The following is an 11,006-nucleotide window of genomic DNA, read 5'->3' as shown; positions in this document are numbered from 1 at the left end:
ACGAGCAACGAGCACCGAGCTACGAGCTACGAGCTACGAGCTACGAGCTACGAGCTACGAGCTACGAAAAGGGCCAGCGACTGACGTCGCTGGCCCTTTTCTCGCAATAAGCCCGTGTTAGCTTTCGCGGCTCGCGGCTAGTCGGCGTAGATCATCTTCTTGGTCATCCCTCCATCGACGCTGATGTGCTGGCCGGTGATGAAGCCTGCCTTGTCGCTGGCGAGAAAGGCCACCGTGGCGGCAACGTCGGCCGGTTCGCCGACCCGCCCGACCGGATGCTGATCGCGGTCGATGTCGCGATGTTCCGGATCGTGGCGCTGACCGGCCTTCTGCCACGGACCAGTCTCGATCCAGCCGGGGCAGATCGCATTGACCCGGATGTCCGGTCCCAGGCTGATGGCCAGGGCATGGGTCATCGACAGCAGCCCGCCCTTGGCGGCGGCGTAGGATTCGCAGTGCGGCTCCGACTGCAGCGCGCGAGTGGAGGCGACATTGACGATGGCGCCGCCGCGTCGGCGCAGTCCCGGAACGGCGGCGCGCGTGCACAGGAAGGCTCCGGTCAGGTGGCTCTCCTGCCATCGCCGCCAGTCCTCGAGTGCCAGCTCTTCGATCGGACCGCAGACCGGGTCGGCAATGCCGGCGTTGTTGACCAGCAGGTCCACGCCGGTGGATTGATCGTTCTCCAGTTGCCAATCCGACAAGTGGTGGAAGGCTTCCTTGACCTGCAGCTCGTCGCCGACGTTTACCACCATGGCCAGCAGCGCGGCCTCAGGATAGGTCGCATCGAGCTCTGCCACCGCCTCTGGATCGCGATCCAGCGCGGCGACTCGCCAGCCGTCCTTGAGCAGTAATTTCACCGTGGCGAGCCCGATACCCTGGGCACCGCCGGTAATGATGGCGAGGGGAGTGGTCATGATCGAAATTCCTTTTCTGGCGGCGTCGAGCCGCGGTTCCCTGTCGTGCACGGTGCCATCGAATCCGGCAGTCGTCTTCATTGTCCGGAGTCGCTATCGGCGATAAGTTCCCAGCGAAGCTAGGTTTCCAAGCCAACCTAGGTTTCAAGCGTACCTAAGTTTCCAGCAGACCTAGGTTTCCAGCAAGAACGTCACCGGGCCGTCGTTGACGAGCGCGACCTGCATGTTCGCGCCGAAACGTCCGGTCGCCGTGTCGGGCCAGGACTGGCGGGCCTGTGCGACCAGATGATCGAACAGGGCGCGGCCGTGTTCCGGGGGCGCGGCGCTCGAGAAGCTCGGGCGTAGCCCTTTGTCGGTCGCGGCCACCAGGGTGAACTGGGAGACCAGCAGCAGGCCGCCACCGACCTGCTGCAGATTACGATTCATGCGGCCTTCGTCATCGGCAAATACGCGATAGTTCAGTAGCTTGTGCAGCAGACGATCGGCATGCGCCGGAGTGTCGTCGGCGGCCACGCCGATGAGTGCCAGCAAGCCCTGATCGATCTGACCGAGGAGCTCGCCGTCGACACTGACCGAGGCCTGGCTGACGCGCTGGATCAGGGCTCGCATGACGCTGTGGCCTCCCTCGGGGCAGTGATGGATAGTTGCAACGAAGACTAACACGCTGGGCCAAGGACGAAATGATCGAGATCAATAGCGGGCAAAGCATTATTGAAAAGCGCCGCGAATAGAACGTATGTTTATGTTACCGGCGCCACGCGGCTCGCTGCTGTGTTCGGTGTGCTCCAGCAAGAAAGAGGCTGAATCAGCAGATCGAGTACGCCGTGCAACGGCGATTGTCATGATGCAATAAAGCCTTTGACGCCCGGCGCTTGGGAGGTGCTACTATCCAGATAGACCCCGCTATCACGAATTGTCATGCTTTTGGCCAATCGAATCATGACAATATCGACGCGACCCAGCCAGACGGCCGTGACGACACCGGCGGCCATGACGACAAGAGATAGGGCACCGCCACCGATAATTCGATTCAATCGTCGACCTGCCGACGCGGGTCCGAACCTTGCAGACGGAGATTTTGAACGATGCGACATAACATCAATAAAGACGTCACGACTCAGCGCAAGAGCGTTACCACCCTCGGTAGAAGCGTTACCACGTTGATCGCCGGTTCCGTCCTGTCCTGCCTGGCGGTCGGCGTGGCGCAGGCCGCTTCGCTCCAGGAAATCAAGGATTCCGGCTCGGTCAAGATCGCCGTCGCCAATGAAATCCCCTACGGCTACATGGACATGAGCGGTGAAGCCAAGGGCGCGGGCCCCGATGTCATCCGCCATATCATGAACGAGATGGGCGTCGACGACATCGAGTGGGTCACCACCAACTTCAGCTCGCTGATTCCGGGGCTGCAGGCGAATCGATTCGATATCGCCGCGGCCGAGATGGCCGTGCTGCCGGATCGCTGCCAGCAGGTGATCTACTCCGAGCCCAACTCTTCCTATGGCGAAGGCCTGCTGGTCAAGCAAGGCAACCCCAAGGATCTGCACGCCTTCAGCGACTTCGTCGACGGCGACGGCAAGATCGCGATCATGGCCGGGGCTGATCAGCTCGACATGCTGCAGGCGCTCGGCGTTCCCCAGGACAACATGGTCACCATCTCCAGCAATGCCGATGCGATCTCGACCGTATCGACCGGCCGGGCCGACGCCTACGCCGCGACCAGCCTGACGGTCAGCGAACTGGCCGGAAAGAGCGACGATGTCGAGCCGGCCGGTGAGTTCAAGGATCCGGTTATCGATGGCGAAGAGGTACGTAGCTGGGGTGCTTTTGCCTTCAACAGCGACAACACCGAGCTGCGTGACGCGGTCAACGAAGCGCTGGAGAAGTACAAGCAGTCCGACGACTGGAGCAAGACGCTGATGGGCTACGGCTTCAGCCAGGCCGATGTCGACGGCTCCAGCCATCACACCACCAAGGAACTCTGCACCGCGGACTCCTGAGCGTTTTCACAGCCAGGCCTGTGAGCTCGATCTGATCGCGGACGTCCGCTCGATGGCCATGACGAAAGCCCTGGCCATCGCCATGAAGCGTCCGCGATGTCATCGAACGGTGCCGACATAGTCGGCGCCGTTCGTCAGGTCGTGTCCGAACCCGTTACTGCGGAGTCTTCCCGATGGAATGGACGAGCTATCTCGCCCCTCTGGCTCAGGGCGCATGGGTGACCGCGCAGCTCACGGTCTACTCGACGATCCTGGGCGGTCTGTTTGCCTTCGCGTTCGGTCTCGGCAAGCTTTCCCACAACCCCTTGCTCAAGGGGTTCAGCGTTGCCTATATCGAGATCTTTCGCGGTACATCGTTGCTGGTTCAGCTGTTCTGGATCTACTTCGCGCTACCTATCCTGGGACAGGCGATCGGTCTCGATCTGCGCTTCCCGCCGGTGGCAGCCGGGGTGGCCGCGCTGGCACTGAATATCGGCGCCTACGGGGCCGAGGTCGTGCGTGGCGCGGTGCAGGCGGTACCCAGGGAGCAGTACGAAGCGGCGACTGCGCTCAATTTTACCGGGCGCAAGCGGCTGTGGCGGATCACGCTGCCCCAGGCGATTCCCGAGATGATGCCGACTTTCGGCAATCTCGCGGTGCAGAATCTCAAGGATACCGCGCTGGTATCGCTCATTTCGCTGGGCGACATGGCCTTTCGTGCCGAGCAGATTCGTAACTTCACCCAGGATAGCGTGACCGTCTATACGCTGGTGCTGTTCATGTATTTCGGCATGGCGCTGGTGGTCACTGCGTGCATGAAACTGCTGGAACGCTACGTTGGCCGCTGGCGCGCGGCGGGGAGATAACGCATGTTTTTCGGCATCGAATGGGATACCAGCAGCCAGTGGGCTTTCGCGGTTTCGATCTTTCCGATTCTGCTGCATGGCCTGGTGATAACACTGGAGGCCACCGTCGTCGGCTTCTTCATTGCGCTCGCGTTGGGGTTGGTGCTGGCGGCGCTGAAAAGTGCGCCGACACGCTTCATCCGCTGGCCAGCCAAGCTGTTGACGGAGTTCATCCGCGACACGCCGCTGCTGATCCAGCTGTTCTTTCTGTTCTACGTTCTGCCCGAGTTCGGGCTGACGCTGCCGGCCTTTCTGACCGGCGCCCTGGCATTAGGCGTGCAGTACAGTGCCTACACCTCGGAAGTCTATCGTGGCGGCCTCGAAGCGGTGGCCAGCGGTCAAAGGGAAGCGGCGCGGGCGCTGAATCTGGCACCGGCCAGAACCTTTACTCACATCATTTTGCCGCAGGCGATTCCGCGCATCATTCCGGCGCTGGGTAATTACCTGGTATCGATCATGAAAGATGTGCCGGTGCTCGGCGTGGTTACCGTGCTGGAAATGCTCGGCGTGGCTCGGATCATCGGCGACCGTACCGGCGGTTATCTGATTCCGCTGACGATGGTTGGCGGAATCTATCTGATCCTGACGATCATCGCTTCTCTGGGTGTGCGCTACCTGGATACCCATCTGCCCAAACGAGGCCTGTCTCTCAAATGAACAATGCCACGGAAATTCGCGACGCCACGGAAAGCAGCGACCCGATCATCAAATTCGACAAGGTCGTCAAACGTTTCGGCGACCACGTGGTACTCGACGAACTCGACTTCGAGGTTCAGCGCGGCGAAAAGGTCACCATCATCGGCCCATCCGGCTCCGGCAAGTCGACCGTGCTGCGGGTCCTGATGACGCTGGAACCCATCAACGATGGCGTCGTCTATGTCGGCGGCGAGCCGCTGTGGCATCAGCGCCGCGGCGACGAGCTGATCCCCGCTGGCGAGCCACATCTGCGCGAGATGCGCAGCCATATGGGCATGGTCTTCCAGCAGTTCAATCTGTTTCCGCACATGACCGTGCTGCGCAATCTGACCGAAGCGCCCGTGCAGGTGCTCGGCATCAACAAGGCGGAAGCCAAGAAGCGTGGCATGGAACTGCTGGAGATGGTGGGCCTCACCGATCAGGCCGACAAGTATCCGCACCAGCTCTCCGGCGGGCAGCAGCAGCGGGTGGGGATTGCCCGTGCGCTGGCGATGCGACCCAAGGTCATGCTGTTCGACGAGCCGACCTCGGCGCTGGATCCGGAACTGGTCGGCGAGGTGCTGAACGTCATCCGCTCCCTGGCCGACGAGCACGACCTGACCATGCTGCTGGTGACCCACGAGATGCACTTCGCGCGCCAGGTTTCCGACCGGATCTGCTTCTTCGATCAGGGCCGGATCAAGGAGCAGGGCAAGCCCGAGGATATCTTCACCGCGCCGAAAGAGGAGCGCACCAAGGCTTTCCTCAAGGCGGTGCTCGACCCGGACGATTGATCATTGGTGTCGCGGACTGGAGGCGTCAGCGTCTGGCGCGCCGTCGAGCGGCCTCGCGGCGCCGATCCAGCCATTCCATCGACAGACCCGATGTCATGCCGTGGAAGAGTATCGACACGAGCACGATGAAACTGACCAGAGTCCAGGCGCTGTCGATCTCGCCGAATGTCTGCTGATTGGTGGCGTAGGCGAGATAGTAGAAAGACCCCACGCCACGGATGCCGAACAGGCTGACGACCGCTCTCTCCCGCGATTTCATTCGTGAGCCGATCAGCCCGATCATGCCGGCGAGCGGCCGGACTATGAACAGAATCGCCAGGCCGACGCCGGCCATGGGCCAGGTCAGCCCGTCGAGCACAGGGCCGACGAGCGCGCCGCCGAACATCACCAGCAGCATCATCATCAGCAGCCGCTCGATCTCCTCGGTGAAGTCGTGCAGGCGGATGTGATAGTCGTGGACCTCCTCCTGGGTACTCCGCAAGGCGAGCGCACCGACGAAAACGGCGATGAAACCGTAGCCGTGAATTGCCTCGGCACCGGCGTAGGTCACGAAGGTGCCGCCCAGCGCCACGAAGCCCTGACCGGTGCTGGCCAGCGATAGGCGTCCCGAGTGGAACATGAACATCGCCAGTAGCCAGCCGAGTAGCCAGCCGGCGCCAGCGCCGGCAAGGATGCGCCAGAGCACGTCCACCGTGAACCAGTGCCAGGTCCAGTCGCCAAGCGTGAGGCCGTGAGTGGCAAGGGCGAGGGCAAGATAGGTGAACGGAAAGGCGAGACCGTCGTTGAGTCCTGCTTCCGAGGTCAGGCTGCGGCGCACGCCGTCGCTGGTGCCGGAGCGCGGCGGCCCGACCTGAACGTCGGCGGCCAGCACCGGATCCGTCGGCGCGATCACCGCGCCCAGCAGCACCGCTGTTGCCCAGGGGAATCCCAATGCCAGGGCGCAGAGCATCGCAGTGGCGGCGATGGTCAACGGCATGGTAATGCTGAGCAGACGGCTGGTGTCGGCCCAGAAGCGCCACTTGAGAGGATCGTCGATCCGTAGACCCGCCCCCGCCAATGAAATGATGACTGTGAGCTCGGTCAGTATCTCGGTGATCTGCGGGTAGTTGCGAGGCTGCAGTCCTTTCTCATTGATCAAGGCAAAGAAGAGCGCGCCGATGGCGATACAGATGATTGGTAGTGACAGTGGCAGTCGTTTGATCAGCACCGGCACCCAGGCGACCAGCAACATCAGGATGCCAAAGCCGCCAAGAAATATGATGTGGGGGTCCATTCAGGCAACGATCTCCCTAGGTGATCGCTCGGGGATCCATTCCCGAGTCTTTATCGAGCGCGATGGCAAGTTACCATCATCCGTTGCGAATGAGGCCGCCATGCGCGTCGGAAGAGATAGCGTAGAGGGTATTGGGCGATCTGCCCGGAGAAATTCACTTCATCCAGCGCGATGCGCTACCACCAGCGGTGAAAATGATGCGGCGGCCCCTTTCCCTGACCGACGTTCAAACGCCCGCTGGCTTGCAGAGCCTGGTGCAGCCACTGCTTGGCCGCGTCGATGGCGCCCTCGACGCCGCTATCGCCGGGGGGCAGGTGGGCGAGGCGGGCGGCAATTGCCGACGACAGCGCGCAGCCGGCCCCATGGAGATTACGGGTCGTCAGACGCGGCGCCTCCAGCCAGCGTTGGCCGTCCGGCATCCACAGCAGATCGGGGCAGTGCGCTGAAGGCAGATGGCCGCCTTTCAGCAGACCATAACGCGAGCCCAGAGTGACCAGCCCCTCGATCATCATCTCCATCGCCTGCGGCGTCCGTGGTACATCGGCGCCGAGCAGCGCCGCAGCCTCCGGCAGGTTGGGTGTGATGACATCGGCGAGCGGCACCAGGACTTCCCTTACCGCCTGCAGGCCGGCGTCGTCCACCAGCCGGTCACCGCTCTTGGCGACCATCACCGGATCGAGCACGATCCAGCGTGGCCGGCGCCTGCCCAGTGCCTCGGCAATCGTCTCCGCGACCTCGCGACTGCTGACCATGCCGATCTTGACCGCATCGAGGGCGACGTCGTCGAGCAGGTTGTCGAGCTGGGCGCGGATCATCCGGGCCGACACCGGCTCCACCGTCTGGACACCGCGGGTGTTCTGGGCGATCACGGCGGTAATCACGTTGGTGGCGTAGGCGCCGTGGGCGGAGAGCGTCTTGATATCGGCCTGCAGGCCCGCGCCCCCGGAAGGGTCCGAGCCGGCGATCGTCAAGACATTGGGAATCGGGTGAGAAAGCATGTGCTGAACATTGCAAGGGGTGTCAGAATGGCTAGCCTAATGTAAAGGCCTACATTTGCCTAATGGCAGCACAGTCCTGCGGTCTATAAATTGGCGCCCTGGGGACAGTCAGAAGTTTACGTAGATGACGGAGCCCGGCGTTGTCCGCCTCGAAGGAGGCGCTATCCGATGGGTAGCGGAGCCGCGATGGGACGATTAGCAGGCTTGTTACTACGTCGTTGTCGTGTAAAATCGTAAACTTACGAACCTGTCAGTTTCGACCCGCGTCGTCGTACGTCGAGGTTCCGTTACTTCCGCGAGGGAACGCATGTCCGATCAGGCCTCTGGATGGATTGCCAGCTACTGGGCTACCGGGTTGTTCGTGGTGGCTGTCGTGGCACTCTGCGGGCTGATGATCGGGGCTGCCAGCCTGCTGGGCGGCCGTAGCCACGGCCGCAGCAAATCTCTTCCTTTCGAATCCGGTATCGTTGGTGCCGGGTCCGCGCGGCAACGCTTTTCGGTCAAGTTCTACCTCGTTGCCATGCTTTTCGTGATATTCGATATCGAAGCCGTTTACCTGTTCGGCTGGGCCGTCTCCGTGCGCGAGGTGGGCTGGACGGGATTCGCGGCAGCGGCTGTCTTCATCTTCATTCTGTTGGCCGGCCTGATCTATGACGCGCGCGTCGGCGCCCTCGACTGGGCGCCGCGCAAGCGCGGACACGAAAACGCGCCGAGAGCGCGAGAACTGGCCGCCGTACCTGGCGTCGATCGCCAGGTCCGCCGAGAAGAGAAAACGCGTTGAGCCGGGCATCAATGATCGCCCCGGCGATCGCGACAAAGATAATGATGGGAGTCTGGCGCCCGTGACTGACCAGTGCTTCCGCGACCGTTTTCCTATCTGGTTTGTTGAGGCTCACTATGCAGTACACCCTGACCCGCGCGGAGGGAGACGATTCCGCGGCTGATCGCTATCCTCTCGGCCAACGCGAGCTTGTCGATGATCCGATGAAGCAGCAGGTTCATCGCAATGTGTTCATGGGCAAGCTCGAGGACGTGCTTCACTCTGCGGTGAACTGGGGGCGCAAGAACTCCTTGTGGCCGTACAATTTCGGTCTTTCCTGCTGCTATGTGGAGATGACCACCGCGTTCACTGCCCCGCACGATGTCGCGCGCTTCGGCGCGGAGGTCATTCGCGCCTCTCCGCGGCAGGCCGATTTCATGGTCATCGCCGGTACCTGCTTCGTCAAGATGGCGCCCGTCATCCAGCAGCTCTACGACCAGATGCTCGAGCCCAAGTGGGTGATCTCGATGGGTTCGTGCGCCAACTCCGGCGGCATGTACGATATCTACTCGGTGGTTCAGGGTGTCGACAAGTTCCTACCGGTGGACGTCTACGTACCCGGCTGTCCGCCGCGTCCCGAGGCTTTTCTTCAAGGCCTCCAGCTGCTCCAGGAGTCGATTCAGGAAGAGCGCCGCCCGCTCTCCTGGGTGGTCGGCGATCAAGGTGTCTACCGCGCCGAGATGCCGTCTCAGCGCGAAAAGCATCGCGATCGACGGATTGCGGTCAAGGAGCTGCGCACCCCGGATGGCATCTAGTGCGATCGGTCTTGTCGATCGTACCTGCCATGGATTCTTGTGGTCGCTTTCGACCATTGATTTTAGCACCGGGGGCCGCCAGCCATGACTGCAGCCGATGATTCTCGAAACGAGAACACGATGACTTCCAGCGCTTCCGACACCGCCGGCCACGCCGACGTGGTGGCGGAACTGGCGCGACATTTCGGGGCGGCCGCTTTCACCCCGCAGGACACGATGACCGCCATGCCGGTGATCTGGGTCGCGCGCGAGCAGCTGCGCGACGTTCTCGTCTACCTGCGCAAGCTGTCGGCACCGTTCTCGATGCTCTATGACCTGAGCGCCGTCGACGAGCGTCTGCGCACTCACCGCCGCGGGTTGCCGCCGTCCGACTTTACCGTCTTCTACCAGTTGCTGTCGGTGGAGCGGAACGCCGATCTGATGATCAAGGTCGCGTTGCACGAACGTGATCTTTCGCTGCCCTCGATCAGCGATATATTCGTCAACGCCAACTGGTACGAGCGCGAAGTGTTCGACCTGTTCGGGATCGACTTTGCCGGTCATCCTCATCTGACCCGGATCATGATGCCGCCGACCTGGGCCGGTCATCCGCTGCGCAAGGATTACTCCGCCCGTGCCACCGAGTTCGACCCCTACACGCTGACCGTGAAGGGCCAAGAGGTCGAGCAGGAAGCGCTGCGTTTCGATCCCGAAGCGTGGGGCATGAAGCGCGAGGGCGAAGAGACCGAGTTCATGTTTCTCAACCTCGGCCCCAACCACCCCTCGGCCCACGGCGCTTTCCGGCTCGTGCTCCAGCTCGACGGTGAAGAGGTGGTCGATTGCGTGCCGGACATCGGCTATCACCATCGCGGCGCCGAGAAGATGGCCGAACGCCAGTCCTGGCACAGTTTCATCCCCTACACGGATCGGATCGACTACACCGGCGGGGTGATGAACAACCTGCCTTACGTGCTGGCGGTGGAAAAACTGGCCGGCATTACCGTCACCGATCGCGCCAAGACGATTCGGGTGATGATGGCGGAAATGTTCCGCATCAACAGCCACCTGCTGTTTCTGGGTACCTATCTGCAGGATCTGGGCGCGATGACGCCGGTGTTCTTCACCTTCACCGATCGTCAGAAAGCCTACGAGGTGATCGAGGCGATCACCGGTTTCCGTATGCACCCGGCGTGGTATCGCATCGGCGGCACCGCCCACGACCTGCCCACCGGCTGGGATAAGCTTGTCCAGGGCTTCGTCAACTGGATGCCCAAGCGCCTCGCCGAGTACGAGAAGGCGATGATGGACAACGCCATCGTCCGCGACCGCACCAAGTTCGTCGCGGCCTTCGACACCCAGCAGGCACTCGACTGGGGCGTGACCGGCCCCAACCTGCGCGCCACCGGGCTCGATTTCGACCTGCGCAAGAAGCGGCCCTATTCCGGCTACGAGAACTTCGATTTCGAGATCCCCACGGCGGTCAACGGCGACGCCTTCGATCGTGGCATGCTGCGCATCGAGGAGATGCGCCAGAGCGTGCGAATCCTCCAGCAGTGCATCGACCACATGCCGGCAGGTGACTACAAGGCCGACCACCCGCTGACCACGCCGCCGCCGCGGGAAAAGATGCTGCAGCATATCGAGACTCTGATCACCCACTTCCTGCAGGTTTCGTGGGGGCCGGTGCTGCCGGCCGCCGAATCGATGCAGATGATCGAGGCGACCAAGGGCATCAACAGTTACTACCTGACCAGCGACGGCAGCACCATGAGCTACCGCACGCGCATTCGCACGCCCAGCTTTCCGCATCTGCAGCAGATCCCCGCCGTGATGCGCGGCGGCTTCGTGCCGGATCTGATCGCGCACCTGGGCAGCATCGACTTCGTCATGGCCGATGTGGACCGATGAGGATGGTTG

The 11,006-nt window shown here is 62.2% G+C and carries 12 protein-coding genes; 7 read left to right on the top strand and 5 right to left on the bottom strand.

Features of this window, described 5'->3' with window-relative positions; all coding sequences use genetic code 11:
* Window positions 1-137: 137 nt before the first annotated feature.
* The 3 genes from ACUN9V_RS13580 to ACUN9V_RS13570 form a co-directional block, all read right to left on the bottom strand.
* The gene (locus ACUN9V_RS13580) at window positions 138-914 is read right to left on the bottom strand and encodes an SDR family NAD(P)-dependent oxidoreductase (RefSeq protein WP_445511762.1); all 777 of its coding nucleotides are present in this window, start codon (window positions 912-914) and stop codon (window positions 138-140) included.
* A gap of 171 nt (window positions 915-1,085) precedes the next feature.
* Window positions 1,086-1,523, bottom strand: a complete 438-nt coding sequence (dtd, locus tag ACUN9V_RS13575; RefSeq protein WP_439302986.1) for a D-aminoacyl-tRNA deacylase — start codon at window positions 1,521-1,523, stop codon at window positions 1,086-1,088.
* A gap of 230 nt (window positions 1,524-1,753) precedes the next feature.
* On the bottom strand, window positions 1,754-1,948 hold the full coding sequence (locus tag ACUN9V_RS13570) for a hypothetical protein (protein WP_439286790.1): 195 nt from the start codon (window positions 1,946-1,948) through the stop codon (window positions 1,754-1,756).
* A 51-nt stretch (window positions 1,949-1,999) separates the two neighbouring features.
* Here ACUN9V_RS13570 and ehuB point away from each other — a divergent pair, with 51 nt between their 5' ends.
* The 4 genes from ehuB (at window position 2,000) to ehuA (ending at window position 5,264) form a co-directional block, all read left to right on the top strand.
* A complete protein-coding gene (gene ehuB / locus ACUN9V_RS13565) occupies window positions 2,000-2,911 on the top strand; it encodes an ectoine/hydroxyectoine ABC transporter substrate-binding protein EhuB (protein ID WP_083627891.1) in 912 nt (303 codons plus the stop codon).
* Between the two features lie 173 nt (window positions 2,912-3,084).
* On the top strand, window positions 3,085-3,756 hold the full coding sequence (gene ehuC, locus ACUN9V_RS13560) for an ectoine/hydroxyectoine ABC transporter permease subunit EhuC (protein ID WP_075563187.1): 672 nt from the start codon (window positions 3,085-3,087) through the stop codon (window positions 3,754-3,756).
* A 3-nt stretch (window positions 3,757-3,759) separates the two neighbouring features.
* The gene (gene ehuD / locus ACUN9V_RS13555; RefSeq protein WP_110654565.1) at window positions 3,760-4,452 is read left to right on the top strand and encodes an ectoine/hydroxyectoine ABC transporter permease subunit EhuD; all 693 of its coding nucleotides are present in this window, start codon (window positions 3,760-3,762) and stop codon (window positions 4,450-4,452) included.
* Window positions 4,449-5,264 carry an ectoine/hydroxyectoine ABC transporter ATP-binding protein EhuA gene (gene ehuA / locus ACUN9V_RS13550; RefSeq protein ID WP_110693172.1) on the top strand — a complete coding sequence of 272 codons (816 nt, stop codon included), beginning with the start codon at window positions 4,449-4,451 and terminating at the stop codon, window positions 5,262-5,264. Before ehuD ends, ehuA begins: the two co-directional genes overlap by 4 nt.
* 25 nt (window positions 5,265-5,289) lie before the next feature.
* Here the strand turns inward: ehuA and ACUN9V_RS13545 are convergent, their stop codons facing one another.
* Both ACUN9V_RS13545 and thiD read right to left on the bottom strand, forming a co-directional pair.
* The gene (locus tag ACUN9V_RS13545; protein ID WP_075563190.1) at window positions 5,290-6,537 is read right to left on the bottom strand and encodes a cation:proton antiporter; all 1,248 of its coding nucleotides are present in this window, start codon (window positions 6,535-6,537) and stop codon (window positions 5,290-5,292) included.
* Window positions 6,538-6,713: 176 nt separating this feature from the next.
* The gene (gene thiD, locus ACUN9V_RS13540; RefSeq protein ID WP_445511761.1) at window positions 6,714-7,535 is read right to left on the bottom strand and encodes a bifunctional hydroxymethylpyrimidine kinase/phosphomethylpyrimidine kinase; all 822 of its coding nucleotides are present in this window, start codon (window positions 7,533-7,535) and stop codon (window positions 6,714-6,716) included.
* Between the two features lie 307 nt (window positions 7,536-7,842).
* Here thiD and ndhC point away from each other — a divergent pair, with 307 nt between their 5' ends.
* The 3 genes from ndhC to nuoC all read left to right on the top strand — a co-directional run bounded on the left by ndhC (window position 7,843) and on the right by nuoC (window position 10,997).
* Window positions 7,843-8,316 carry an NADH-quinone oxidoreductase subunit A gene (gene ndhC / locus ACUN9V_RS13535; RefSeq protein WP_075563192.1) on the top strand — a complete coding sequence of 158 codons (474 nt, stop codon included), beginning with the start codon at window positions 7,843-7,845 and terminating at the stop codon, window positions 8,314-8,316.
* 116 nt (window positions 8,317-8,432) lie between these two features.
* Window positions 8,433-9,110, top strand: coding sequence for a NuoB/complex I 20 kDa subunit family protein (locus tag ACUN9V_RS13530; RefSeq protein WP_075563193.1), 678 nt, complete (start codon window positions 8,433-8,435; stop codon window positions 9,108-9,110).
* Window positions 9,111-9,230: 120 nt separating this feature from the next.
* A complete protein-coding gene (gene nuoC / locus ACUN9V_RS13525; RefSeq protein ID WP_445511760.1) occupies window positions 9,231-10,997 on the top strand; it encodes an NADH-quinone oxidoreductase subunit C/D in 1,767 nt (588 codons plus the stop codon).
* Window positions 10,998-11,006: the final 9 nt, after the last annotated feature.

This window comes from Salinicola sp. V024, from assembly GCF_052645315.1.
The sequence above is the reverse complement of the archived record's forward strand: the minus strand, read 5'-3'. Positions and strand labels throughout refer to the sequence as shown.

Bases quoted from the DNA above. Each gene is read 5' to 3' on its own strand.
- ACUN9V_RS13580 (WP_445511762.1), bottom strand. From the start codon at position 914: ATGACCACTCCCCTCGCCATCATTACCGGCGGTGCCCAGGGTATCGGG.
- dtd (WP_439302986.1), bottom strand. From the start codon at position 1,523: ATGCGAGCCCTGATCCAGCGCGTCAGCCAGGCCTCGGTCAGTGTCGAC.
- ehuB (WP_083627891.1), top strand. From the start codon at position 2,000: ATGCGACATAACATCAATAAAGACGTCACGACTCAGCGCAAGAGCGTT.
- ehuC (WP_075563187.1), top strand. From the start codon at position 3,085: ATGGAATGGACGAGCTATCTCGCCCCTCTGGCTCAGGGCGCATGGGTG.
- ehuD (WP_110654565.1), top strand. From the start codon at position 3,760: ATGTTTTTCGGCATCGAATGGGATACCAGCAGCCAGTGGGCTTTCGCG.
- ehuA (WP_110693172.1), top strand. From the start codon at position 4,449: ATGAACAATGCCACGGAAATTCGCGACGCCACGGAAAGCAGCGACCCG.
- ACUN9V_RS13545 (WP_075563190.1), bottom strand. From the start codon at position 6,537: ATGGACCCCCACATCATATTTCTTGGCGGCTTTGGCATCCTGATGTTG.
- thiD (WP_445511761.1), bottom strand. From the start codon at position 7,535: ATGCTTTCTCACCCGATTCCCAATGTCTTGACGATCGCCGGCTCGGAC.
- ndhC (WP_075563192.1), top strand. From the start codon at position 7,843: ATGTCCGATCAGGCCTCTGGATGGATTGCCAGCTACTGGGCTACCGGG.
- ACUN9V_RS13530 (WP_075563193.1), top strand. From the start codon at position 8,433: ATGCAGTACACCCTGACCCGCGCGGAGGGAGACGATTCCGCGGCTGAT.
- nuoC (WP_445511760.1), top strand. From the start codon at position 9,231: ATGACTTCCAGCGCTTCCGACACCGCCGGCCACGCCGACGTGGTGGCG.